The organism is Pseudomonas sp. OG7 (genome assembly GCF_014192825.1).
GTDB classification, from domain to species: domain Bacteria; phylum Pseudomonadota; class Gammaproteobacteria; order Pseudomonadales; family Pseudomonadaceae; genus Aquipseudomonas; species Aquipseudomonas monteilii.
The window spans coordinates 1-25,304 of the sequence record NZ_JACHYK010000010.1; the positions used below are offsets into that span (position 1 = coordinate 1).

The window sequence follows — 25,304 nt, forward strand, 5'->3', positions numbered from 1 at the left end:
CAGACCCATAAAGGTGATGGTTACAACGAACTGCGTTTCGAGGACGAACTGGGCAAAGAGGAAGTGTTCATCCATGCCCAGCGGGACAAGAACAATGTGGTCGGCAATGATGAGACCACGCGTGTGGGGCGCAATCGTGTCGAGCAGGTCGGCAATGATGAGCAACTGAGCATTGGCAACAACTTCCGTCAGGAAACGGCATACAACCATACCCAGGTTATTGGGCAAAACAGCCTGTTGGACATCAAGCGTGACCTGGTCGAGAACGTGGCCAACAACCGCACTGAGTCAACGGGTGGCAATCACCGCGTTCTCACTGGGAGCAACTGCGAGCTAGTGGTCAAAGGGGCTCAGTCGATAAGCGTCGGGCAGGGCGTGCAACAACGCACGACAGTATTCCAGTTGCTGGCCAGTGAGCGCATCGAATTGAGAAGCCCTGGCGGCAGCATCGTGCTGGATGCGCAGGGCATTACCATCAATGGCCTGACACTCGACTTGAAAGGGCAGACCAAGGCCGTTGCGAAAGGGGATGGCGATAGCCCGTCTTTTGAGCTTACGCCTGACGCCAGCAGCAAGTGCGAGGTCAAGGCATGAATGTCGAGAGCCTGATCAGCCGCATCGAAGGGCATCATGCGGCGCACCTGCATTGCCATGTATTGGTCGACCCGCTCGCGATAGCTGGCCAGAGTGACCATGCCTTGCTTGCACACCTGCGCGAAGCGTTGGGCGAGGCGGCATTGATGCGCGTGGACAGGGCCGATCTGGCCCATGTGCCCCACCTGCATCCCGTGTTGGCTTGCCTGGCTTCACCCGGAACGTTGCCCAGCCGTGAGTTGCTGGCGCTGACTGCGCGCGCAGCGTATAGAGGGCTGCACCACCCTCGGCGCTACCTGAGTGGCTGGCTGTTCAGTGAAGCAGCTTCGGCCACGGTAGCCGCCCATCTCACGGCCATGTGCCGAATACCCGATGCCAAACGGGCGTTCAGCTTCTATCCGGTGTACGAGCCGGTTCGCCTGGAGCTGCTCGCGGCGACGTTCAAGCAGGTCGAGCATGGCCCATGGTGGCCGATCAACGACTGGTTGTTCCTGAGTAGCGGTGGCAGGTTGGCGCACCTGAAAGGGCAGAGCGGGCAGCGGCATGCTTTGCCGGAGCCTGCCCAGCGTATTCAGGAAGATGTGGCGTTGATCGAGCGCGTGCTGGCTGTCTGGAGAGTGCTGCGTGCGGCCTCGGAGGACGCGAGACAGTGCCAGATACCGCCGTTTGCCGCCGTGCGGGTCTCCAACCATATCGACGATGCACGAGCGTTGGGCTTGAGCGCAGAGGAAGACATCACGGTTTTTGCCCTGCATCACCTGTGCATCCACCCCAGGCTGAATACCGTTGCTGCGGTGCGCAACATGGTTGATGCGGCCGTCAACGATCACCGTCCTCTCGCCCCGATGCTCACTCGCTATTCCGAGGAACACTGGTGTCGCCTGATCGATCCCCTTCCAAGAAACGAGAGGCGCCTATGACCCTCAGTCAACGTATCGCCATTGCGACAGCCGAAGCCGGGCTCCCTTCTGACCAGTGCATGGCCTGCGAACGCCAAGGCCTGCCGATCCTGCCCCTGCGTCGCGCCCTGGTGCCGGACACACGCCCACAGGGCCTCAGCACCGTGGCCGGCAGCCTGCATGTCTCGGCGAAGCTAGGCGTGCGCACCTTGCGCATGGGCTACCTGTACGTGCTGCTCGACCAGCAGGTCTGGCATGCCTACGAAGTGAGCAAGCAGGGCCACCTGCGCCGCTTCAACCCCTACGAGCCGTCGGAGGGCCTCCCCGCATCACTGCCCGAAAAATGCGTGAATGAAAACCACGACATTCCTTCGTCCTTCCTCAACATCGACACCGACCGCTATGGCAGCGCTTGGCTGGCCTTCTCCAGCGACCCTTGGCCGGTCAGCGTGTTGAATGCCTACAAGAAGGGCCAGGCGCCTGCCCATCGCTTCGAAGGGCTGGACCTGACTCAGGCGCGCAACAACCCCGAGTTGCTGGGCATCGCCATGACGCCGGACAATTTGAGGGTCGACAAGGAGGTGCTCGAGTACGCGCAGCATGGGTGTTCGCCGTTCGACAGTGCGCATGGCTTTCACACCCGCTGGCTGCGCCGGTTTGCCCTGAAGGGGTATCTGGTCAACGCGATGAACCGGCACCAGCTGGAGCACGGTGTGCTGGCGGTAGTGCTGGACGATACCGTGGGTTTGATTCAGGAGTTCAACCATCAGCGGTTGAGCTGGGTGGTGAAGCGCCAGGTCTGGCGCGAAGAGCCCATGCGGGCCTACCAGCTGCAAACCTCGCAGATCCTGCAAGTCATTCGCGCCACGCACCGGGAGTGGGCGGCGCAGAAAGTGCCGTCGCTGGAGCCCATGACCGGCGACGGACCACCGGTGTTCACCGACCCGGCGGTGGAGCGCCAGCGGTTGGTAGAGCGAGCACAGCTGGAGAGTGATGAGCGGCTGGAGGAACGCTACGACGAAGCGAAACGGGCAGCGTTCCAGGCCGAGTATGACCAGCAGGAAGCGGAATTTCGGGGTTACATCGACAAGAACGCGCGTGCTTATGTTGCGCTGTTCGACACACCCATGTTCAAGGTGGCCGAGCAGTACGACTACGACGGCGATCACCGCGAGTCTGGCGTGGCCTATGCCAAGACCATGGCGCTGTGCCTGGGGGGTGGCATTACCGAGGCGGTGGCGCCCGGAACGAGTCCCACGGCCGGCACCAGCGAAACGCTCTGGCTGAAATGGCTGCAGGATCCTGATAGTCCCCCTTACCGCGCGTTGCTGATGCGCGACCGTGCGTTGTTGGCCGGTTTGCTGCCCAGCTTTTCCGCCACCGACGTTATCAACTGGAATGACAGCGACAAGTTCTACGGCATGCTGAGCAAGATCATCGCCAGCGACGACGCCGGCTTGCGCATGCGCAACACCCTCAAGCAGGCCATCGCCGAAATCCAGGGTGCCCTCAACGCCGCCAGCCAGCGCTTGGCGCCCAGCCTGCCGTCAGGCATTCAGAACGCCGTGCGGCACCTGAACAGCGCGACGCAGTATCTGTACAACGGTGTGCACCTGATCGAGCTGGAAGTGAAGATGAAGCTGGGTGAGTACTACGCCTTGCAGAGTGCCCACTTGCGCGAGTTGCAGCACAAGGCCAATGCCTCGATTGCCGAAGCCAGGGACCGGATGCATCGCAATGTCGATGACTTCGACCTCCATTCAACCAAGGCCTGGAACAAGGTGCGGCCGATCATGCAGCACGGGCTGATGAGCCTGGCCGTGCTTGATCCACGGTTTACCCACACCATGATCAGCGTAACGGTGTGGGTGGAGGGTACGGCTGAAGAGGTGCGTGGTTGGCTGCTTGAGGGAGCCAGCATGAAGGTGACCCAGGCGAGCAGTGCGGCACAGATTGCCTTGGTGGATATCTCGGTGGCGGCGGGGACGCTGGAGGCGAATGCGCGCAAGTTGCTCCAAGGGATGAGGATCACTGCGCAGCAGGCGGCGAAGCTTGTGCGGACCGGCTTTAGCGGCTTGCGGGGTGTGGCAGGTAGCTGGGAGTTACTGTTGGCGATAGGCGGGTTGTATTTGCAACACGACAGCCTGAGCAGAAACCAGGATAAAGCAGAAACCGAGATTGGGCCCAAGGCACATGAGGCCAAGCTGGCGCTGCAAGGGTCGCAATTGGGATTGTTGGGAGGGCAAATTGAACTAGTTGGGCTTGTGATTAGATCAAGTGCTGGCCACATGGGAACGTCTTGGGCTAAGGGTGCGACGGGGGCAGGCGTCTCGTTTATAAAAATCGGTGCCATGATTAGTGCAATGGCCGGTATGTTTGATGCGGTACAGGCATTTGTCGCAGCAAAGCGCGCGTTGGCAGCAGGAGACAATAAGGCGGGAGCAGCTTATGTTGGCGCGGGTTTTGCGTATACCGTTTCAACCGGGGCGTTCGTGTATGCAGTGTTCAAGCCCCTAATAATAGGGCCTTTAGGTGTCGCAGTGATACTGGCGCTCACGGCGTACGCAGTAAGCAAATGGGCTGAAGGAAATGAGCCTACAGCTTTGGTGCGTTGGGCTCGACGCTGTTGCTTTGGAAAGGCTGACGAAAAGCTGGTTGTATATTGGGGGAGTCCTGAATATGCGGATATTGCGTTTGCAGAGCTTAACGCAGCTGCGTTAGGTGTTTGCACGGCGGTCAATTTCGAATCCAGGCTGTTAAGTGATCAGTCCGGCCCCAAAATAGGAGGGTTGGTCAGCTTGGAGTTGGAGCATAAACTCAAGTTTAAAGTCGTATTGCCTGGCTATAGTGATGAACGCTCGGCTCTTCGTGTGACCCTCATAGTGCATCGGAGTGGTGATGGTGAATTCCCCGATTTCATTGGCGGGGAGACTGTGTTTGTAGATGAATATCAAGCCCTCCCGATCGAGGCTCTCACTAAAGCGGTAAAATTCCCTGGTTTTTCTCAGCCAAAATTGCCCGACTATAGACGTAAAGTTTCAGTGGGTAGAAAACGTAAGTCGCCAAGCTTAGAGGGGGCGACAATATCCTGGCTGGAAATAACTGGATCTGTAGAGTTGCTGGCGACTATCGGACCACACACAATTTGTGCTGCGACGCTGCTAGTAATGTACTGGCCCGATAGATCGCTGGTGAATGCTTATGCTGAAGCTTGTGTCAGGGAAGTTAATGAATGAAAGTCAGAACTGGACCTCTTTGGAAGCGAGCTTTATTTTGGAGTTATGACCTGCCAGGTGTCAGTTCTCAGGAAGTGTCACGTTTCAGTGTGGAGGATATAAAGCCAGCGCCAAATTATTTTAATGACGTGTATCTAGAATTGCCTCGGTCTACGGTCAGTTTGCGTGGTGTGGCAGCGCTGGTAGGAGGGGCGACTTTGGTCCTGTCTTTTGGTGCGGCTATATATCTGTATTCGCTCTTACTGAATTTTAGCTGGTCGCGTGATTGGTTTATGGGTCTTGTTCTGTTGCTCCTGCCACCATTCGCTATGTGGGCTGTTGCGTGCCATGTAAAAATTGACCTAATGCTCCCAAGAGATGAGCCAATCCGTTTCAATCGCCAGCGACGAAAGATATATTTCTATCAATACAGATTCCATTACGTCTACCTGTTCAGCCGAAAACACTGGGGCGTCAAACCGGTCGCCTACAACTGGGACGACGTAACCGCGGAGGTCTACCGCGTCTACGCCCCCGGCCACGGCGGCCTGATTGAAAACGTCATGCTGTCAGTCCGTAGTCCCGAAACCGGCGAAGTCATTGATCGTGTCTTCTTCACGCATACCCTGCACCAAGGTGAAGCCTACTGGGCCATCGCCCGTCTGTTCATGCAACAAGGCCCCGAAGCCTTGCCAAAATTCGTGCACCCACCCCGCGACTGGAACGACGACGACGGCCTCAGCCACATGCATTGCTTGGCCCCAAAGGTTGTGTGGCCAGCAGACATTGACCGTGAATCCCGTACAGCACCGTCTGAAGGAGAAACCCAATGAAGCCGGTTGTACTTGTAGGCCACCGACATGAATGCCCGCTGCATGGCGTCAATCAGGTAGAGAGCGGCAGTGCCACCTATACCTTCAACGGCAGGGCAGTTGCGAGGGTAGGTGACCGCACCACGTGTGGTGCGGTTATCGAGAGTGGGGCAGAGCATTTCCTGATCGAAGGCGCGGCGGTGGCGCGCAAAGGCGACCGAACGGATCATGGCGGTGTGCTGGATGAGGGCGATGTCGGGTGGTTGCTGTAGGACTGTGTGGGTTTACTGATCTGTTTGCCGGCCTGGGAGGCCACTTCAAGGGCTTGGCCGTCCCGTTGCTTGCCTTGGCGAGCAAGGCCTTCAAGCTGCGGTATCAGCATGCCTTCCGGCAAATGCCGCCAGAAACGCCCGGGCATGTGCAGGCGCAAGGCATCCGGGTTGAGGCGGGCAGGGTTGAAGGTATGGCGATAATAGGTGCGCCACAGTTCGGCGCCAGGGTCGTCGGCGTTGCGTGCCCATTGCTGCCAATCCTCAGGGCAATGGCGTTGGTAATCGAACTGCTGGCCGTCAAAGCGAATGCCATCCTGTGGGGTGGCGATCAACCAGCGTAAACGCCCCAGACGGTCGGCAAAATGGGGGCTGGCACTTTCCAGAACGTCATGCGCCGGTTCGTGATAAGCCACCAGATCAAGTTGCAGGCGATCGGCCAACGCCTCTGGCAGCGGTACGAAGCGCACAAAGGCATGCAGGTGATGCGCCTCCCGGGTGACTTGCTTGATGCGCCGTTGCAACTCACTGCCCAATCGGTCACCTGCCAGCATCGCCGTGCGGTCGCCATGGGCAACACGCCAGAGCACTTCATACAGCAGGTTCCAGCGCTGTTCGCCACGATAACGGGCAGCCTGCTCCAACTGGCTCAGCAGCACGGCCGGGACTTTGGCACGAAAGGGGCCTGGGCCTTCCGGGGGCGCTGCCGGTGCTGCCAGCAGGTCGGCCATCGGGCCTTGCGACCAGGTGACCTCGGCGGGGTCGATGCCATGCCCCAGCAACACCCGGGCCTGATCCCGCCAAGTGGCGAACTGGTCATCACAATCGAGCGCGATCATCCCCACAACCCCATCTGCACGGGCGCCTGCGGCTCACGCAAACGCGCCCTTAGCAGGCCGCTGCGCAGCTCGGCCTGGGCCGGGCGATAATCGCTGGTGACGATGAACGGCCGTGCCTTGTCCAGCACGCAGCGCAGCTGAATGAGGTCGTCATAGCGAATGCGCCGCTCTCGGCGCAGTGCGACCAGGCGTTGCACGCTACGCAGGCCAATGCCGGGAATACGCGCCAGCAGCGCGGGCTCGGCGCGGTTCACGTCCAGCGGGAATACCTCCCGGTTGGCCAGCGCCCAGGCCAGCTTTGGGTCGATGTCCAGCGCCAGGTTGCCGCTCTGGCCCAGCAGTTCACCCGCCTTGTAGCCGTAGCCACGCAGCAGGAAGTCGGCCTGGTACAGGCGGTGCTCGCGCAGTAGCGGCGGGGCAGCCAAGGGTACGCTGCCCGGGCTGTCTGGGATCGGGCTGAACGCAGAGTAATACACGCGTTTGAGGCCATAGCCTTGATACAGCGACTCGGCATTGCGCAGCAGGGTGCTGTCGTCGGTGCTGTCGGCACCGACGATCACTTGGGTGCTTTGGCCGGCAGGGGTGAAGCGCGGGGCCTTGGGTTCATTGGCCACCGCTTGCTGGCCCAGGTGAATCACGCCCATTGCCTGGCGGATGGTATGCGCCTGTTTTTCCGGTGCCAGGCGCTTGAGGCTGGCGTCGGTGGGCAGCTCGATGTTGACGCTGAGTCGGTCGGCCAGGCGGCCGGCTTCTTCGATCAGCAGGGGGTCGGCATCCGGGATGGTCTTGAGGTGAATGTAACCGCGGAAGTTGTGTTCTTCGCGCAGCAACCGGGCTACGCGGATCAACTGCTCCATGGTGTAGTCCGCCGAGCGGATGATGCCGGAGCTAAGGAATAGGCCGCTGATGCAGTTCCGCCGGTAGAAGTCCAGCGTCAGGCGGACCACCTCTTCGGGGGAAAAGCGCGCGCGAGGTACGTTGCTGGAGCGGCGGTTGACGCAGTACTGGCAGTCGTACAGGCAGAAGTTGGTCAATAGCACCTTGAGCAGCGACACGCAGCGGCCGTCGGGGGTGTAGCTGTGGCAGATTCCCATGCCGTTGGTGGCGCCCAGGCCATCACCGCCGCGTGAATTACGCTTGGGCGCGCCGCTGCTGGCGCAGGAGGCGTCGTACTTGGCGGCGTCGGCGAGGATGCCGAGTTTGGCGATGAGCTGCATGTGACTGACTCGCGATACTGAATATTCATACAGTATTTTGAGAATTCATGAATTGCAAGGGGCACGAAGCTCCGCCTTGAACATACCCGAGTAAATCCATCAGCTAAGCTTGTGCCGGACTAACGGACAGCAACGAGGCACGGGAGAGGTTATGAAGATCACCATCAAGCCGGAACTGGCGCTGGCCGGGCTGGCGCTGGCATTGAGCATGCTCAATGCCCAGGCAGCGGAAACCAGAAAGGTGGACGTGATGCTGGTGGGCGGCGGCATCATGAGTTCCACGCTGGCCGTTTGGCTCAACGAGCTGGAGCCAGGCTGGTCGATGGAGATGGTCGAGCGCCTGGACAAGGTGGCCGAAGAAAGTTCCAACGGCTGGAACAACGCCGGCACCGGCCACTCGGCCTTGGCCGAACTCAACTACACGCCGGAAAAAGACGGCAAGATCGACATCAGCAAAGCCGTGGAGATCAACGAGTCGTTCCAGGTCACCCGCCAGTTCCTCGCCTGGCAGGTGAAGCAGGGCGTGTTGAAGAACCCGCATTCCTTCATCAATACCACGCCGCACATGAGCTTCGTGTGGGGGGACGACAACATCCGCTTCCTGAAAAAGCGCTATGAGGCGCTGCAGGCCAGCCCGTTGTTCAAGCCCATGCAGTACTCCGAAGACCACGAGCAGATCCGCAAGTGGGTGCCGTTGATGATGGAAGGGCGCGATCCCAACCAGAAACTGGCCGTGACCTGGACGCCAATCGGCACCGATGTGAATTTTGGCGAGATCACCCGGCAGTACGTGGGTTACCTGCAGACTCGGCCCAACTTCGACCTCAAACTGTCCACCGAGGTGCAGGACATTACCCGCAACGGTGATGGCTCCTGGCATGTCGAATACAAGAACCTGAAAGACGGCAGCAAGGCGGCCACTGACGCCAGGTTCCTGTTTATTGGTGCCGGTGGTGCGGCGTTACCGCTGCTGCAGAAGTCGGGTATCGACGAAGCCAAGGACTATGCCGGCTTCCCGGTCGGCGGCTCGTTCCTGGTCACCGACAACCCGGCCATCGCCCAGCGCCACATGGCCAAGGCCTATGGCATTGCCGCGACCGGTGCACCGCCGATGTCGGTGCCGCACCTGGACACCCGGGTGCTCGATGGCAAGCGGATGATTCTGTTCGGGCCGTTCGCCACGTTCTCGACCAAGTTCCTCAAACAGGGCTCGCTGCTTGACCTGCTTGCCAGTACCAGTGTGCACAACGCCTGGCCGATGGTGCGGGTGGGCGTACGCGAGTTTGACCTGGTGCAGTACCTGATCGGCCAGGTGCTGCAATCCGACAATGACCGCTTCGAAGCGCTGCGCACCTACTTCCCCGGGGCGAAGAAGGAAGACTGGCGGCTGTGGCAGGCCGGCCAGCGGGTGCAGATCATCAAGAAGGACGAAGCATTGGGTGGCGTGCTCAAGCTCGGTACCGAGGTGGTGACATCCAAGGACGGCAGTATCGCCGGCTTGCTGGGGGCTTCGCCGGGTGCCTCGACCGCACCACCCATCATGCTCGATGTGCTGAACAAGGTGTTCAAGGACAAGGTGGCAACGCCGGAATGGCAGGCCAAGATCAAGCAGATCATCCCGTCCTATGGCATTCGCCTCAATGACCACCCGGACCAGGTACAGAAGGAATGGGCATACACCAATGAGGTGCTGCAGCTCAATCCGCCAGGCAGTAATGCTGCACCGTAAGTGGCTATGGCCGGCTGCTTGAAAGCGGCCGGCCAAGGTTCACTGCTGGCTGGCTGGCGGCACTTGGCCACGTCCAATACCGTAGTATGTCAGGCCTGCAGAGGCCATGTGGTCAGGCTCGTAAAGGTTGCGGCCATCGAATACCACTCGGTCTGCAAGCAATTGGGGCACCGTCTCCAGGTTGAGCACACGGTAGTCTTGCCATTCCGTCACGATCACCAAGGCATCAGCGCCTTGCAGGGCAGCTTCCTTGGAAGGCACAAGCTGCAGGTCGGCGCGTGGGCCGTAATGCCGCAGAATTTCCGGCATCGCCTGAGGGTCGTGCGCCTGTACTCGTGCCCCGGCAGCCCACAGCGCCTCAAGTACCACCCGGCTGGAGGCTTCGCGAATGTCGTTGGTATTGGGCTTGAACGACAGTCCCCACAACGCAAAGACCTTGCCACGCAGTCCGCGTGAGTAGTGACGCTGGATCTTGTTGAACAGCCGGCCTTTTTGCTGTTCGTTGATCGACTCTACCGCGCGCAGCAGCAGCGGCTCGAAGCCTTCGGCTTCGGCGCTGCGGCGCAGGGCTTGCAGATCCTTGGGGAAGCACGAACCGCCGAAACCGCAGCCGGCGTAGATGAAGTCGTAGCCAATGCGCGAGTCTGAGCCGATCCCGCGACGTACCATTTCGATGTCGGCACCTAAATGCTCGGCCAGATTGGCGATTTCGTTCATGAAGGAAATCTTGGTGGCCAGCATGCAGTTGGCTGCGTATTTACTGAGCTCGGCGCTACGCGCATCCATGACCATGAATTTTTCGCGATTTCGGTTGAACGGCAGGTATAGCTCGCGCAGCAACTCTACCTCGGCTGGCGTGGCGCCACCGATAATGATGCGCTCCGGGCGCATGCAATCGTCCACGGCCGAGCCTTCCTTGAGGAATTCGGGATTACTGATTACCTGAAAGCGGTTGGTGTCGGCCACAGCCTGTGCAATACGCTCCTTTATACGGTGCACGGTGCCAACTGGCGCGGTAGATTTGTTGACGATTAACTTGGCACCTTCGGCATGTTTGAGAATGTTGTCGACCACGGTGAAAACCTGTTTCAGGTCAGCACTGCCGTCGGCCTGTGCAGGGGTTCCGACCGCAATAAACAGCACTGTGGCGAAATTGGTGGCTTCGTCGGTATCGGTGGTGAAGCGCAGGCGTCCGCAGGCCAGGTTTTTTTCCAGCATCGGTGCAAGGCCTGGCTCGAAGATAGGGCAATGGCCTCTATTGAGTGTGGCGACACGCTCGGCGTCGACGTCCATGCACAACACCGAATGCCCCACATGGGCCAGGCACGCTGCCTGGGTGAGGCCGACATAGCCAGTACCGAAAACCGTGACTTTCATCTGACAGCTCCTTGGCAAGAACGCTGACGAAAAATGTCACAGTGGTATTTAGATTTTGTTACCTGAACGGGCTGCTACTTCCTGCGCGACTGCCCATAGTTGCTGGCGGAACCACTGGCGCAAGGGATCGGCATGGGTGCGTTCGTGCCAGATCTGCATTACCTCGATTGCAGGCAGTACCAGCGGAAGTGGGTACATGAGCAGGTCGTCATCACGTTTGACTGCTTCAATAGCCAGCGAGCGCAGGCAGGTAAGCAGAAGGTCTGTGCCTTGTATCATGCGCATGGGGGCTATGAAACTCGACAGGCCTGCCACTACTCGCCTGTGCTTTCCTTGGGCGCGCAAGGCGCGGTCGACCAAACCATCAAGGTCGCCGGTGAGGGTGGTGAGCAGGTGGTCGCATGCCAGGAAGGTGTTGAGGTCCAGGCCATTTCCAAGGCGAGGATGACTGCGAGAGGCCAGTACTACGAAGTCATCGCTGAGCAGGCGCTGCTGGTGGAAGCTATCCGCCAGGTCAGTGAAGAATCCGGCGACGGCAAGGTCGCAAGTACCTTTCTCCAAGGCTTCCCGCGGGAGCTGGCCACGGGTGTTATGGGTGACCAGTGTCAAGTTTGGCGCCTGGTTACGCAGGATCGGGAGCAGCCCAGGTAGTAGCGTCTGCTCTACATAATCAGTGCTGTACAGGTGCAGGCGGGCAGGGCGTAAAAGAAAATCCTGCCCTTCGCAGCGTTCGTAGAAACTTTCCAGGCCCATGATCAAGCGCTCGACTTCGGCAGCCAATTCGTGAGCGCGTGGCGTGGGCGTCAAGCCCCTCGGGGCGCGTACGAACAATGGATCACCGAACTGATGGCGCAGCTTGTTGAGCTTGTGACTGAGTGCAGGCTGGCTCAGGGCCATGCGCTGCGCGGCGAGGGTGAGGTTGCGCTCTTGATAAAGCACATGAAACAGATGCAGCAGATTGAGATCCTTGCGGGTGATATTCATTTTATGGATCACAGGTATGCGAGCATTCGAATTATCGAATTCTAGCCTGGTCGTTAGGATGTGCCCATCCCGCCAATGTAAGACGGCGCTTAGATCAGGAGATTGATGCATGACCAGGTTGTCCTCGCTCGCCCTCACTATTGCCACCGCCTTACTGACCAGTGGCGCCCATGCCTCGTCCAAGGGTGAAGTTCTTGTGCTGCTCTCCAGCGAGAACCAACTGGCGCTACAGGACGGCAAGCCCTATGCCACCGGCTATTACCTCAATGAGTTCGGCGTGCCTGCCGACCAGTTGCTCCAGGCCGGTTACACGGTGGTGCTGGTGACACCCAAGGGTAACGCCCCGAGCGTTGACCCACTTTCGATCGATCCTCAGTACTTTGCGGGTGATGCGAGCGAAATGCGGAGGATCGAGAAGGTGGTCCAAGGCTTGGCGGACATTGGCGATACCTTGTCGGTGAAAGAGGTGCTCGCCAGTGACATGGGGCGGTACGCCGGTTTGTTCATTCCCGGCGGCCACGCCCCCTTGATCGACCTGGCCAACAACCCGGACGTCGGTGCCTTGCTGCGGCATTTTCATGAGGCTGGCAAGCCTACGGCCGCTATTTGTCATGGCCCCATCGCCTTGCTCTCGGCGCAGCGGGACCCGGGAAGCTATCAACGGATGTTGGCTCGTGGTGAAACACCGGCCGCCACCGACTGGTTGTACAAGGGGTACAGGATGACTATTTTCTCCGACCCGGAAGAGCAAGTGTTCGAAGGTTCGCTCAAGGGCCAGCGGCTGTTGTTCTACCCGGCCAAGGCCATGGCGACGGCCGGTGGCGATATGGCTTACGCCAAGGCCTGGCAGCCCAATGTGGTAGTGGACCGCGAACTGATCACGGGGCAAAACCCATTTTCGGACAAGCTGCTGGCCAAAGCGCTACTGGAAAAGCTTACTGAGCAGGCCCAAGGCGCTGAGCAAGCCAACTAGACTTACACAGGGTCTGTTTTGCGAGCGTTATGGCAGGCCCATCCAATAACCCCGACCACCGCCTCCCCGGAGCGGATGTCCCTCGCTGGCGATGGCCTTCTTGCAGAGGAGGGCAGGTCATGGACGAGGCAAGGCTTCATGATTTCATGGGCAAGCTGGTGGGCGACATGGGCGCCGCAGCGACGCTGGCAAATGTCATCCTGGGTGACGAGCTGGGCCTGTACCGGGCCCTGGCCGACAGCCAGCCGACCACGCCCGAGGCGCTGGCGGCCAAAACCGGCTGCCACCCTCGGTTGGTGCGCGAATGGCTGAACGCCCAGGCGGCATCGGGCTACATGACGCACGACAAGGGCCTTTTTGTGTTGCCCGAAGAGCAGGCCATGGCTTTGGCGCTGGAGGACTCCCCGGCTTACATGGCGGGTGGTGCTGCAGTGATCGCGGCATTGTTCCATGACAAGGACAAGCTGGTCGCGGCCATGCGCGGCGATGGCGGGCTGGCCTGGGGCGACCACCACCCGTGCATGTTCAGCGGTACCGAACGGTTCTTCCGGCCGGGTTATCGGACGTTCCTGGTGGCTGAGTGGCTGCCGGCGCTGGAGGGTGTGGTGGCCAAACTGCAGGCGGGCGCCAAGGTGGCGGATGTGGGGTGTGGGCACGGCGCCTCCACGCTGGTCATGGCCCAGGCATTTCCGGCGTCGACTTTTGTAGGTTATGACTACCACGGTCCCTCTATCACCACCGCCAACGAACGGGCGCGCGAAGCGGGGCTGTCGGAGCGGGTGAATTTCCAGCAGGCAAGTGCCAAGGATTACCCGGGGCATGACCATGACCTGGTGTGCTTTTTCGACTGCCTGCACGACATGGGCGACCCGGTGGGGGCCGCCAGGCACGCCTACCGTGCATTGAAGCCTGACGGTACGGTGATGCTGGTAGAGCCTTATGCCGAGGATTCGCTGGACGGCAACCTGAACCCGGTCGGGCGGTTGTTTTATGCCGCGTCGACATTTATCTGCACGCCGAATTCGTTGTCGCAGGAAGTGGGCTTGGGGCTGGGCGCGCAGGCCGGGGAGGGGCGGTTGCGGGCGGTGTTCGAAGCGGCGGGGTTCAGCCGGTTCCGGCGGGCGACGCAAACGCCGTTCAACCTGATTCTGGAGGCCCGGAAGTAGAGGCCTGGCCTGGAAAAGCAGAAGGGGCGCCATGTGGCACCCCTTCTGTTTGCTACTTAGGCTTCAGCGTCCCAGGGACGATCACCTTTTTCATCTTTAACGCGGGTCGGCAGGCCCATCACGTCCAGCGCCTTGAGGAACGGCTCGGCTGGCAGCTCCTCGACGTTGACCATGCGCTTGGCATCCCACTCGCCACGAGCTACCAGCAGGGCGGCAGCCACTGGCGGTACGCCGGCAGTGTAGGAAATACCCTGGCTGTCGGTTTCGGCGTAGGCCTCTTCGTGGTCAGCCACGTTGTAGATGAACACTTCGCGCGGCTGGCCATCCTTGGTGCCTTTGACCAGGTCACCGATGCAGGTCTTGCCGGTGTAGCCTGGGGCCAGCGAGGCTGGGTCCGGCAGCACGGCCTTGACCACTTTCAGCGGTACCACTTCCAGGCCTTCGGCGGTTTTCACCGGTTGCTCGCTGAGCAGGCCCAGGTTTTTCAGCACGGTGAACACGTTGATGTAGTGCTCGCCGAAGCTCATCCAGAAACGCACGTTCGGCACGTTGAGGTTCTTCGAGATCGAGTGAACTTCATCGTGACCGGTCAGGTACAGGTTTTGCGAACCTACCACCGGCAGGTCGTCAGTACGCTTGACCTCGAACATGGTGTTGCTGGTCCACTGGCTGTTCTGCCAGCTCCACACTTGCCCGGTAAACTCGCGGAAGTTGATTTCCGGGTCGAAGTTGGTGGCAAAGTACTTGCCATGCGAACCGGCATTGACGTCGAGAATGTCGATCGAATCAATGCTGTCGAAATACTGCTGCTGCGCCAGTTTGGCGTAGCTGTTCACCACACCCGGGTCGAAACCGACGCCGAGAATGGCAGTGATGTTCTTTTGTTGGCACTCTTCGAGGTGTTTCCACTCGTAGTTGCCGTACCACGGCGGGGTTTCGCAGATCTTGCCCGGCTCTTCGTGGATGGCGGTGTCCAGGTAGGCGACACCGGTATCGATGCAGGCGCGCAGCACCGACATGTTGAGGAAGGCGGACCCCACGTTGATCACGATCTGCGATTCGGTTTCGCGGATCAGTGCCTTGGTTGCCTCGACATCGAGGGCGTTGAGCGAGAAGGCCTGGATGTCGGCGGGTACCTTGAGGCTACCCTTGGCCTTGACGCTGTCGATGATGGCCTGGCATTTGGAGATGTTCCGTGACGCGATAGCGATACGACCCAGTTCGTCGTTATGCTGCGCGCACTTGTGGGCCACCACCTTGGCGACACCTCCTGCACCAATGATAAGAACGTTCTTCTTCAATTTACCCTTTGCTCCTTACTTGAGTAGCCAGTCTTACGACAGGCTGGAAACGTAGTCTTCGAAACCGAACTCGCGGACGACTTCGACGCTGCCGTCGAGTTGCTTGACCACGATGGAAGGCATTTTCAGACCGTTGAACCAGTTTTTCTTGACCATGGTGTAACCCGCCGTGTCGACGAACGACAGGCGATCACCAATGGCCAACGGACGATCGAATTGGTACTCGCCGAAAATGTCGCCGGCCAGGCACGACTTGCCGCAGACCATGTAGGTGTGCTCGCCGTCATTCGGGGCCATCTTGGCGTTGAGGCGGTAGATCAGCAGGTCGAGCAGGTGCGCTTCGATGGAGCTGTCGACCACGGCCAGGTGCTTGCCGTTGTACAGGGTGTCGAGCACGGTCACTTCCAGCGAGGCGCTGTTGGTGATGGCCGCTTCGCCCGGCTCCAGGTACACCTGTACGCCGTATTTCTCCGAGAAGGCCTTGAGGCGCGCGCAGAAGGCGTCTACCGCATAGTCTTCACCGGTGAAGTGGATGCCGCCACCCAGGCTGACCCACTCGACCTTGTGCAGCAGGTGGCCGAAACGTTCTTCGATATGCGTGAGCATCTTGTCGAACAGGCCGAAGTCGCCGTTCTCGCAGTTGTTGTGGAACATGAAGCCGGAGATCTGCTCGATCACCTGTTCGATCTTGGCCGGGTCCCATTCGCCCAGGCGGCTGAACGGGCGCGCCGGGTCGGCCAGCAGGTAGTCGGAGCTGCTGACTTGCGGGTTGACGCGCAGGCCGCGTACCTTGCCTTCGGACTGTTCGGCAAAGCGCTGCAGTTGGCCGATCGAGTTGAAGATGATCTTGTCGCAGTTCTCCAGCATTTCCTCGACCTCATCGTCGGCCCAGGCCACGCTGTAGGCGTGGGTTTCACCGGCGAACTTCTGGCGGCCGAGCTTGAGCTCGAAGAGGGAGGACGAGGTGGTGCCGTCCATGTACTGCTGCATCAGGTCGAACACCGACCAGGTGGCGAAGCACTTGAGGGCAAGCAGCGCCTTGGCACCGGAGTGTTCACGCACGTAGGCGATCTTCTCCATGTTGCTGAGCAGCTTGGTTTTGTCGATGAGGTAATACGGCGTCTTGATCATTTAAAGGCCCCCGGCCAGGCCGGCCAAAAAAAGGACACGCATTGTGCCTTCACTTGCCGCAGACCGAAAGGGTGCGATACGCATTTCGTCAGGGGTGACGCCGTTGCGAGGGCATTTTTCCGGTTGCGGCGGGCTCAGTAGAACAGACGCATGTGACTATCGTAATCACCACCGACAGGTGGCAGCCTCAATCAGCTTGCTGCAACCACGCCTTAATCTGCGCCAGCGTTGCGGTAGCACCGCCACAAACCACCACCAGCACGCTCTGGTATTGCGCCAGTGCGCCCGGCGCATACGCCAATGCCAACGCGGCCCCGCACGCCGGTTCGACCAGCAGGCGATGGTCCAGCAGGAACCGCTCGCAGGCCTCCAGCGCTGCGCGATCGCTGACCAAGTGGCTGTGCACCGGGTGCTGCTGCGCGCAGATCAGCGCCTGATTTGCGACGCGCTTTGCCCCCAGCGACGTTGCCACGGAAGCAATACGCTCCAGTTCAACCGAATGCCCCGCCTGCATGGCCGCATGCAGCGAAGCTGCACCGTTGGTTTCCACTGCCAGCACCGGTACCTCGCCCCACCCGTTGCGCTGCAACCCTTCGACCACGCCGCTGAGCAAGCCGCCGCCACCTACCGACAGCACCACAGCGTCGGGCTTCACGCCGGCTTCGGCCACTTCATCGATCAGGCTGGCATGCCCGGTCCATAACAGCGGGTCGTCAAACGGGTGGATAAAGGCGTCATCCGGGCCGACGAGGGTCTGTGCCAGGGCGTTGGCTTCTTGCCAGGAGCTGCCATGCACCACCACCTTGGCGTCTTCCAGACGCAGCAATTCCTTGGCTCGCTCAGTGGTGGTTTCGGGGACTACTACGGTTACCGGTACGCCCAGCTTGCGCCCGGCGTATGCCACCGCCAGGCCGGCGTTGCCCCCCGAGGACGAGATGAACTGTTTGGCGCCGCGGGCCTGATGCACTTCGCAGGCATGGCCCACCCCGCGCAGCTTGAACGAGCCGCAAGGTTGCAGGGCATCGAGTTTGAGCCAGACATTGCAGCCGGCGGCCAACGACAGCGGTCGGGATTCGATCAGGGGTGTTTGGATATGCAAGGTCATTGGCTGGCTCCGCGCAATTGTTCAAGGTAGTTGTAAATGGTGTAGCGGGTCACGCCGAGGGCACTGGCAGCCTTTTCCACGCCGCCTTTGACGATGAACAAGCCACGCTCCTGCATGACTCGAACAGCCTCGACTTTGGCCTGTTTGTTCATTCGCCCCTGGCCGCTGCGCTGAAGCGAGGCCTGGATGATTTCACTCATCAGCAGTTCCATGTCGGCAGGCTCGCTTACCGCGGGTGTGGCACCCAACGGTTGCAACTGCTGGAGAAAGCTCATGGCTGCGTCCAGGCCGGTGATGTCGGTGTTGACACAGAGGCTGGCGAAGGGGTGGCCGGTGCTGTCTCGAAAGATAGCGGTGGCGCTGCGCAGGGTGCGGCCCTTGAGCGTGGTGGGGTAGTCGGGGAGTACCACGGGCTCGCAGCCGCGCTGATCGGCCGAGGCCTGCATCAATGCTTTGAAGCCTTGGTCCTGTTCCGGGGCTGCAATAATCGGGCTGCCGACGCTACGGCCGGACAGGTGGCCGTTGACGATCGCCACCACGGAGTGCTCCGGGTGGTCGAGGTCGTGCAGGAGGATTTCCATGTTGCGTGCGGCAACGCTACCCAAGGCCTGGATGGCGGCCTTGAGCACAGAGAGGGTGAGGTGGCGTTCTTCGCTGGGGGAGATGGGCATGGCAGATCGCACAATTCAACTTTTTGTGTATTTTTACACATTAAGTTGAATTGTGCGATCTTCGCTGCAAAGCAGCCCCAATAATCAGCTCAGGGCTGGGGTGCGTGGCGGGATCATGCGGCGCGAGCCGGTCGCCTCGAAGGCTGCACCGAAGCTCAACAGCGCATTGTCGCTGTAAGCCCGCCCGGCAAAGGTCAGCCCCACCGGCATGCCGATGTCGGCCATCACGCCCATCGGCACGGTGACGGTTGGCACACCCAGGTGACGGATCGCCAGGTTGCCGTTGGCCACCCAGATACCGTTGCTCCAGGCGATGTCGGCCGAGGCCGGGTTGACATCGGCGTCGGCCGGGCCCACATCGGCAACGGTCGGGAACAGCACCGCGTCCAGGCCCAGATTGTCCATCCAGTCTTCCAGGTCCAGCTTGCGGGTCTTTTCCAGGCCGCGCAGGCCGTCAGGCAGGGTCTCGATCTGGTCCCAGGTTTTCAGACCACGCTTGGCCATGTTGACGTATTCGTCCATGCCGGCAGCCAGGTCGTCTTCACGGTTGGGCAGGGTACCCGGGTCGTGGGGGAAGATCTGTGGGCCATCGACATCGGCCAGGCGGTTGAGCTTGGGGTCGTCGTTGGCGCGCAGGAAGTCGTCGAAGGCCCAGCCCGAAAGCTCCCACAGTTCGTCGTGCAGGAATTCCTTGCTGACAATGCCACGGTTGTAAACAGTCGGGGCACCCGGGCGGTCGCCCTCGCAGTTGGACACCAGCGGGAAGTCCACTTCCAGTACTTCGGCACCGGCCGCTTCCAGGGCCTGGCGCGCCTGCTGCCACAAGGCGATCACCGTGGCGCGGGTGTTGATGCGCTGGCCGGTCGGGCCGCCGATGCCCGGCTTTTCGGAGGTGCCAGCTTCGGCATCCGCATTGATGTACATGCGTGGCACACCAAAGCGCTTGCCTTTGAGGGCACCGGCATCCACGGCCAGATCCAGGTAAGACGCAGGGCGCACCGTCGACGCTGCCGGAATCGGCACCCAAGGCTGCAAGCGCCACAGGTCGCCGCGCTTGTCAGCGTCATCGGCTACCACCACATCGAGGATTTCCAGCAAGTCGGCCATGGTGCGGGCGTAAGGCACCACCACGTCCATGGTCGGGGTCAGCGGCCAGTTGCCACGCACCGAAATCACCCCGCGCGATGGGGTATAGGCGCACAAACCGTTGTTGGACGCCGGGCCACGGCCACTGGACCAGGTTTCTTCAGCCAAGCCGAAGGCGCTGAAGCTGGCGGCGGTGGCGGTGCCGGCACCGTTGGAGGAGCCCGAGGCGAACGGCGCGGTCAGGTAGTTGGCGTTGTACGGGCTTTCGGCGCGGCCATACACGCCGCGCTGCATACCACCGTTGGCCATGGGCGGCATGTTGGTCTTGCCCAGGCACACGGCACCGGCGGCGCGCAGGCGCTCGATGGTGAAGGCGTCGCGCTGGGCGACCAGGTCCTTGAAGGCAGGGCTGCCGGAAGCAGCGGTCAAGCCTTTGACCAGGTAGCTGTCCTTGGCGGTGTAGGGGATGCCGTCCAGCGGGCTCAGCACCTGGCCCTGTGCGCGGCGGGCGTCGGAGGCCTCGGCTTCTTTCAGCGCCTCCGGGTTGCGCACCACCACGGCGTTCAGGGCCGTGGCGGTGTCGGCGCCATCGTAGGCGTCGATACGCGCCAGGTAGGCCTTGACCAGCTCGACCGCCGTCGTGCGGCCCGATTCGAGCGCGTCGCGCAGCTCGGCAATGGAAACCTCGGTTACCTCGATCATGCGTTCACCAAAAAAATGTGCAGGTGGGGGCTAATGCGAGGAGTGTACAAGAAGGGCTTGACGGACGCAGGTTTGCGCGCGGGCAAACGGTTTTATGCAGGCGGGCATTGTTGGGGTCGCGTAGCGACCCCGGCTAGCCCTCAATCCAGGTCCGCCGCGCAATGCCGCTCGGGCACCTGGCTGTCTTCATCTCCCCAGGTCCGGTTCACCCGGGTGCCGCGCTGCACCGCCGGGCGCTGGGCAATTTCTTCGGCCCAGCGCTGCACGTTGGGGTATTCGTCAACCGCCAGGAACTCCGCCGCGCCATACAGGTTGCCGCGCACCAACTGGCCATACCATGGCCACACGGCGATATCGGCAATGCTGTACTCGTCGCCGCCCAGGTAGCGGCTTTCGGCCAGGCGGCGGTCGAGTACATCCAGCTGGCGCTTGGCTTCCATGGTGAAGCGGTTGATGGCGTACTCGTCCTTCTCTGGTGCATACACGTAGAAGTGGCCAAAGCCACCACCCAGGTAAGGCGCTGCGCCCATCTGCCAGAACAACCAGTTCAGGCTTTCGGTGCGTGCAGCCGGCGATTTCGGCAGCAGGGCACCGAACTTGTCCGCCAGATACAGCAAGATCGATCCCGATTCGAACACCCGCACAGGTGGCTCGACACTACGGTCGAGCAGGGCAGGGATCTTCGAGTTGGGGTTTACCTGGACGAAGCCACTGGAGAACTGGTCGCCCTCGCCGATGCGGATCAGCCAGGCATCGTACTCGGCACCGCTGTGGCCCAAAGCAAGCAGCTCTTCAAGGGCAACGGTGACCTTGACGCCATTGGGCGTGGCCAGGGAATACAACTGCAGCGGGTGTTGGCCCTGCGGCAGGTCCTTGTCGTGCGTCGGGCCTGCAACCGGGCGGTTGATGCTGGCGAACTGGCCGCCGGATGCTGCGTCGTTGCGCCAGACCTTAGGTGGCACATAGGCGGGCTTGCTCATGCATGAATCTCCTTCAATGGCGCGAAACGGTCACGTAAAGACGTGGACCTGCATCTATGCCACGGGTTCGATGCCATGCGCAAATGCATAGGGCGCGCACGCCACATGCATGACGACGGTTTCATCCAGTTTTCATGCTGTGCCGGCCAGGCCGGTTCTATGCTGGGCTATCACTTCGCCCTGCAAGGAACCGCCGGCCGATGACCCTTCCACGCTGCATGTTGGCACTGGCCCTGCTCGCCGGCCTGCTGGCCCACGCCGAGGCTGCGCCATGGGTGGCCGGCCTGCACCACATGACACTGGCCGACCCGGTCGATAACCGGCCAATGCAAGCCCTGGCTTTTTATCCGGCCGTTGGGTCAACCCATCGCAGCCGTATAGACGGCTACCCAGTCGAGGTGGCTGAAGAGGCACCCGTTGCCATGGGCCGGTTCCCGTTACTGGTGTTGTCTCACGGCAACACCGGCAGCCCGTTGGCCTTGCATTACCTGGCCACGTCCCTGGCGCGCCAGGGGTTCGTGGTGGTAGCTGTCGTGCACCCGGGGGACAACGCCCGCGACCACACTCGCCTGGGTACCCTGAGCAATCTTTATGGCCGGCCACTGCAAGTCAGCGCTGCCATTGGTGCTGCCCGTGACGATGCATTGCTCGGGCCTTACCTGAATGAAGGCAAGGTCGGTGTGATCGGCTATTCGGCCGGCGGCGAAACCGCGTTGATACTGTCTGGCGCGCGCCCCGACCTGGACCGCCTGCGCCAGTACTGCCTGGAACGTCCGAACGACGCCGACGCCTGCAAAACCCACGGGATTCTGATTGCCGACCGCAGCGAGCTGGCGCCCCAGGCAGACCAGCGGGTGGGGGCGGTGATGCTGATGGCCCCGTTAAGCTTGCTGTTCGGGCGCCATGCCCTGGCCGGAGTGCAGGTACCCGCCCTGATCTACAGCGGAGACAGCGATCAACTGGTGGCCGTGGACCGCAACGCCGAAGCACTGGCCCGCAAACTGCCGGTCACACCGGATTACCGCTTGCTGGCCGGCGCCGGCCACTTTGTGTTCATGGCCCATTGCGACGCCGAGCAATACACGCGAATGCCCGTACTGTGCAAAGATGCCGAGGGCGTGGATCGACGCCATATTCATCATTCGCTGGAGCGCGAAACGGCGGCGTTCTTCAGCCAGGCGCTGGGTGCACCGCAACCGGGCGAGCGGTCAGCCGAGGCGGGCGCGCCGCGACAGCAACAGCGTTAGGCCCACCCCGGCCAGGGCCAACAGGGCCGCCACGCAGAAGATCGAGGCATAGCCGAAGTGCACGGCCACTGCGCCCATTACCGGCCCGGCGATGGCCAAGGCCATGTCAAAGAACACCGCATAGGCGCCTAGCCCCGCGCCACGGCTGCTGCTGGGGACCTGCTTGATTGCCTCTACGCCCAGCGCCGGGTACACCAACGACAGCCCGAAACCGGTAAGCCCAGCGCCGACCAGCGCCCAGGCCGGGGAAGGTGCCAGCCATAACAAGCTCAGGCCAAGCACTTCGGTGGCCATGCAGGCGACCGCCACGTTGTAGCCACCAAAGCGGTTGACCGCATTGACGAACAGCAGCCGCGAAATGATGAAGCACACACCAAACGCACTCAGGCACCAGGCAGCACCGGCCCAGCCGCGCTCCAGGTAGTAGAGGGTGACAAAGGTGGTCAGGGTGCCATAGCCGATCGAGGCGAGGGTCAGGCCCAGGCCACACGGGGCCACACGGCCGAACGCGGACCAGAAGGGCAGGCGCTTGCCGCGCACCACCACCACGTCAGGACGTTTGCGCAGCACCAGCAGGGCAGCCACGGCCAGCACCAGCAAGGCGGGCCCCAGTACGCTGAAGTCCAGCCCGTCCACGGCCAGTACGCCCAAGGGGGCGCCTATCGCGATAGCACCATAAGACGCAATCCCGTTCCACGAGATCACCCTGGCGGTGTGTTCGGGGCCGACCTGGCTGATGCCCCAGCTCAAGGTGGCTACACCAATCAACCCCTGGGCGATGCCCAGCAGCAAACGGCCTGCGAGCAGCAACGCGAGGCTCAGCAGCGGCAGCGTCAGGGTCCAGGCCGACAGCAGGGTCAATACCCCGCAGCTGGCAATCCCCAGCAGGCCGAAGCGGATGGCCCGCTTGCCCCCAAGCGTATCGGCAACGCGCCCGGCAAACGGGCGGCTGAGCAAGGTGGCCAGGTATTGCAGGCCTATGGTCACCCCGGCGATCACCGCGCCAAAGCCCAGCTGGTCGTGCACATAGCCGGGCAGTACCGCAATCGGCAGGCCGATGCAGAGGAAGGCAATGAAGGTGTAGAAAACGATCGACAGGATCTGCAGGGTGATATGCAGGGTATTGCGGGTGGGGGCGGGTTGTTGAGCGGTCATGGGCTCTTTCGCGGGCGGGCGTTTGGGCGTAGTTCCATGATGGCTGTTACAGGAGGGAAATGAAAGCAGGCTAACGAATTATTCGTCGGGGAATGCCAGCCTGAGAGACTGGCGGTGGATTCTTCGCGGGCTCGCCCGCTCCCACAGCTACCGCACAGTATTCAAGGCCTGCGCAGTACCTGTGGGAGCGGGCATGCCCGCGAAGAGGCCGGCTCAGCCATGTAGATGGCCATGCCGCCCCATCAGTCAGACCAGCACACCCTGGCTACGCAGGTAGTCGTCATAGGTACCGCTGAAGTCCACCACGCCATCGGCCGACAGCTCGATGATGCGCGTGGCCAGCGACGATACGAATTCGCGGTCGTGGCTGACGAACAGCAGGGTGCCCGGGTAGTTTTCAAGCGCCAGGTTCAGCGCTTCGATCGATTCCATGTCCAGGTGGTTGGTCGGCTCGTCCATCACCAGTACGTTCGGCTTCTGCAGGATCAGCTTGCCGAACAGCATGCGGCCTTGCTCACCACCGGAAATCACCTTCACCGACTTGAGAATCTCGTCGTTGGAGAACAGCATGCGCCCCAGGGTGCCGCGGATTACCTGCTCGCCAGAGGTCCACTGGCCCATCCAGTCGAACAGGGTCATGTCGTCTTCGAAGTCGTGGGCGTGATCCTGGGCGTAGTAGCCCACTTCGGCGCTGTCGGTCCACTTGACCGAACCTGCATCCGGGGTCATCTCGCCGACCAGGGTGCGCAGCAGCGTGGTCTTGCCAATGCCGTTGGGGCCGATGATGGCGACGCGCTCGCCCGCTTCGACGGTGATGTCGAAGTTCTTGAACAACACCTTGTCGTCGAAGGCTTTGGCCATTTTTTCGACGACCACGGCCTGGCGGTGCAGTTTCTTGGTCTGTTCGAAACGAATGAACGGGCTGACACGGCTGGACGGCTTGACCTCGGCCAGCTGGATCTTGTCGATCTGCTTGGCGCGCGAAGTCGCCTGCTTGGCCTTCGAGGCGTTGGCCGAGAAGCGGCTGACGAAGGTCTGCAGCTCGGCGATCTGGGCTTTCTTCTTGGCGTTGTCCGACAGCAGTTGCTCACGCGACTGGGTGGCTGCGGTCATGTACTCGTCATAGTTGCCCGGGAACAGGCGCAGTTCGCCGTAATCCAGGTCAGCCATGTGGGTGCAGACGCTGTTGAGGAAGTGTCGGTCGTGGGAAATGATGATCATGGTGCTGTTACGCGCCGTGAGGATCGTTTCCAGCCAGCGGATGGTGTTGATGTCCAGGTGGTTGGTCGGTTCGTCGAGCAGCAGCACGTCCGGGTCCGAGAACAGCGCCTGGGCCAGCAGCACGCGCAGTTTCCAGCCTGGTGCCACTTCGCTCATCGGGCCGAAGTGTTGCTCCAGTGGGATACCCAGGCCCAGCAGCAGTTCACCGGCGCGGGATTCGGCGGTGTAGCCGTCCATTTCGGCGAACTCGGTTTCCAGCTCGGCGACGGCCATGCCGTCTTCCTCGGTCATTTCCGGCAGCGAGTAGATGCGGTCGCGCTCGGCCTTGACCTTCCACAGTTGACCGTGGCCCATGATCACCGTATCGATCACGGTGAATTCCTCGTAGGCGAACTGGTCCTGGCGCAGTTTGCCCAGGCGGGTGTTCGGCTCGAGCATGACCTGGCCACCGGATGGCTCCAGGTCACCGCCGAGGATCTTCATGAAGGTCGACTTGCCGCAACCGTTGGCGCCGATCAGGCCGTAGCGGTTGCCGTTGTTGAATTTGACGGAAACGTTTTCGAACAGCGGCTTGGAGCCGAACTGCATGGTGATGTTAGCGGTGGAGATCAAAGGGCTTACCTATCAGTAA

Annotated in this window: 21 protein-coding genes; 9 read left to right on the plus strand and 12 right to left on the minus strand. The window is 61.2% G+C overall.

Features of this window, described 5'->3' with window-relative positions; genetic code table 11:
* From FHW75_RS22475 to FHW75_RS22495, 5 genes are all read left to right on the plus strand, one after another.
* Positions 1 to 594, plus strand: a 594-nt coding sequence (locus FHW75_RS22475) for a bacteriophage T4 gp5 trimerisation domain-containing protein (protein WP_033693755.1), incomplete at its 5' end; no start/stop codon positions are given.
* A complete protein-coding gene (locus FHW75_RS22480) occupies positions 591 to 1,514 on the plus strand; it encodes a hypothetical protein (RefSeq protein WP_027609942.1) in 924 nt (307 codons plus the stop codon). The genes FHW75_RS22475 and FHW75_RS22480, both read left to right, overlap by 4 nt.
* A complete protein-coding gene (locus FHW75_RS22485) occupies positions 1,511 to 4,729 on the plus strand; it encodes a T6SS effector BTH_I2691 family protein (protein ID WP_183674618.1) in 3,219 nt (1,072 codons plus the stop codon). Before FHW75_RS22480 ends, FHW75_RS22485 begins: the two co-directional genes overlap by 4 nt.
* Positions 4,726 to 5,541: a DUF6708 domain-containing protein gene (locus tag FHW75_RS26875; RefSeq protein ID WP_232104751.1), complete on the plus strand. Its 816-nt coding sequence runs from the start codon at positions 4,726 to 4,728 to the stop codon at positions 5,539 to 5,541. Before FHW75_RS22485 ends, FHW75_RS26875 begins: the two co-directional genes overlap by 4 nt.
* Complete coding sequence (locus tag FHW75_RS22495; RefSeq protein ID WP_019096770.1) at positions 5,538 to 5,792, plus strand: PAAR domain-containing protein; 255 nt, start codon at positions 5,538 to 5,540, stop codon at positions 5,790 to 5,792. The genes FHW75_RS26875 and FHW75_RS22495 overlap by 4 nt, the downstream gene beginning before the upstream one ends.
* On the opposite strand, the gene FHW75_RS22500 is transcribed toward FHW75_RS22495, so the two are convergent.
* Both FHW75_RS22500 and FHW75_RS22505 read right to left on the minus strand, forming a co-directional pair.
* Positions 5,747 to 6,634: a TIGR03915 family putative DNA repair protein gene (locus FHW75_RS22500; RefSeq protein ID WP_025754190.1), complete on the minus strand. Its 888-nt coding sequence runs from the start codon at positions 6,632 to 6,634 to the stop codon at positions 5,747 to 5,749. The genes FHW75_RS22495 and FHW75_RS22500 overlap by 46 nt on opposite strands.
* On the minus strand, positions 6,625 to 7,845 hold the full coding sequence (locus FHW75_RS22505) for a putative DNA modification/repair radical SAM protein (RefSeq protein WP_019096772.1): 1,221 nt from the start codon (positions 7,843 to 7,845) through the stop codon (positions 6,625 to 6,627). Before FHW75_RS22505 ends, FHW75_RS22500 begins: the two co-directional genes overlap by 10 nt.
* Before the next feature lie 151 nt (positions 7,846 to 7,996).
* Here FHW75_RS22505 and mqo point away from each other — a divergent pair, with 151 nt between their 5' ends.
* The gene (gene mqo, locus FHW75_RS22510) at positions 7,997 to 9,574 is read left to right on the plus strand and encodes a malate dehydrogenase (quinone) (RefSeq protein ID WP_025754189.1); all 1,578 of its coding nucleotides are present in this window, start codon (positions 7,997 to 7,999) and stop codon (positions 9,572 to 9,574) included.
* 39 nt (positions 9,575 to 9,613) lie between these two features.
* Here the strand turns inward: mqo and FHW75_RS22515 are convergent, their stop codons facing one another.
* Both FHW75_RS22515 and FHW75_RS22520 read right to left on the minus strand, forming a co-directional pair.
* A complete protein-coding gene (locus FHW75_RS22515; protein WP_183674620.1) occupies positions 9,614 to 10,951 on the minus strand; it encodes a UDP-glucose/GDP-mannose dehydrogenase family protein in 1,338 nt (445 codons plus the stop codon).
* Positions 10,952 to 10,999: 48 nt separating this feature from the next.
* Positions 11,000 to 11,935, minus strand: coding sequence for a LysR family transcriptional regulator (locus FHW75_RS22520; protein ID WP_019096775.1), 936 nt, complete (start codon positions 11,933 to 11,935; stop codon positions 11,000 to 11,002).
* 109 nt (positions 11,936 to 12,044) lie between these two features.
* Between FHW75_RS22520 and FHW75_RS22525 the strand changes: the two genes are divergently transcribed.
* Both FHW75_RS22525 and FHW75_RS22530 read left to right on the plus strand, forming a co-directional pair.
* On the plus strand, positions 12,045 to 12,908 hold the full coding sequence (locus FHW75_RS22525; protein ID WP_019096776.1) for a type 1 glutamine amidotransferase domain-containing protein: 864 nt from the start codon (positions 12,045 to 12,047) through the stop codon (positions 12,906 to 12,908).
* A 119-nt stretch (positions 12,909 to 13,027) separates the two neighbouring features.
* The gene (locus FHW75_RS22530) at positions 13,028 to 14,074 is read left to right on the plus strand and encodes a class I SAM-dependent methyltransferase (RefSeq protein WP_019096777.1); all 1,047 of its coding nucleotides are present in this window, start codon (positions 13,028 to 13,030) and stop codon (positions 14,072 to 14,074) included.
* A 56-nt stretch (positions 14,075 to 14,130) separates the two neighbouring features.
* Here the strand turns inward: FHW75_RS22530 and FHW75_RS22535 are convergent, their stop codons facing one another.
* The 6 genes from FHW75_RS22535 to yghU form a co-directional block, all read right to left on the minus strand.
* Positions 14,131 to 15,375 (minus strand): saccharopine dehydrogenase family protein, encoded by a 1,245-nt coding sequence (locus FHW75_RS22535; protein ID WP_016394970.1) that lies wholly within the window; start codon positions 15,373 to 15,375, stop codon positions 14,131 to 14,133.
* A gap of 33 nt (positions 15,376 to 15,408) precedes the next feature.
* The gene (gene nspC / locus FHW75_RS22540) at positions 15,409 to 16,506 is read right to left on the minus strand and encodes a carboxynorspermidine decarboxylase (protein WP_016715639.1); all 1,098 of its coding nucleotides are present in this window, start codon (positions 16,504 to 16,506) and stop codon (positions 15,409 to 15,411) included.
* A 187-nt stretch (positions 16,507 to 16,693) separates the two neighbouring features.
* Positions 16,694 to 17,611: a pyridoxal-phosphate dependent enzyme gene (locus FHW75_RS22545; RefSeq protein WP_027609383.1), complete on the minus strand. Its 918-nt coding sequence runs from the start codon at positions 17,609 to 17,611 to the stop codon at positions 16,694 to 16,696.
* Entirely contained in the window at positions 17,608 to 18,282 is a 675-nt protein-coding gene (locus FHW75_RS22550) for a transcriptional regulator (RefSeq protein ID WP_016715637.1), read from the minus strand. The genes FHW75_RS22545 and FHW75_RS22550 overlap by 4 nt, the downstream gene beginning before the upstream one ends.
* Before the next feature lie 84 nt (positions 18,283 to 18,366).
* Positions 18,367 to 20,070 carry an amidase gene (locus FHW75_RS22555; RefSeq protein ID WP_025754184.1) on the minus strand — a complete coding sequence of 568 codons (1,704 nt, stop codon included), beginning with the start codon at positions 20,068 to 20,070 and terminating at the stop codon, positions 18,367 to 18,369.
* A 140-nt stretch (positions 20,071 to 20,210) separates the two neighbouring features.
* Positions 20,211 to 21,050 (minus strand): glutathione-dependent disulfide-bond oxidoreductase, encoded by an 840-nt coding sequence (gene yghU / locus FHW75_RS22560; protein WP_019097584.1) that lies wholly within the window; start codon positions 21,048 to 21,050, stop codon positions 20,211 to 20,213.
* 200 nt (positions 21,051 to 21,250) lie between these two features.
* Between yghU and FHW75_RS22565 the strand changes: the two genes are divergently transcribed.
* A complete protein-coding gene (locus FHW75_RS22565; protein ID WP_027609382.1) occupies positions 21,251 to 22,297 on the plus strand; it encodes a dienelactone hydrolase in 1,047 nt (348 codons plus the stop codon).
* Here FHW75_RS22565 and FHW75_RS22570 read toward each other — a convergent pair.
* Both FHW75_RS22570 and FHW75_RS22575 read right to left on the minus strand, forming a co-directional pair.
* Positions 22,259 to 23,452 carry an MFS transporter gene (locus FHW75_RS22570; protein WP_019097582.1) on the minus strand — a complete coding sequence of 398 codons (1,194 nt, stop codon included), beginning with the start codon at positions 23,450 to 23,452 and terminating at the stop codon, positions 22,259 to 22,261. The genes FHW75_RS22565 and FHW75_RS22570 overlap by 39 nt on opposite strands.
* A gap of 246 nt (positions 23,453 to 23,698) precedes the next feature.
* On the minus strand, positions 23,699 to 25,285 hold the full coding sequence (locus tag FHW75_RS22575; RefSeq protein WP_016715632.1) for an ABC-F family ATPase: 1,587 nt from the start codon (positions 25,283 to 25,285) through the stop codon (positions 23,699 to 23,701).
* Positions 25,286 to 25,304: the final 19 nt, after the last annotated feature.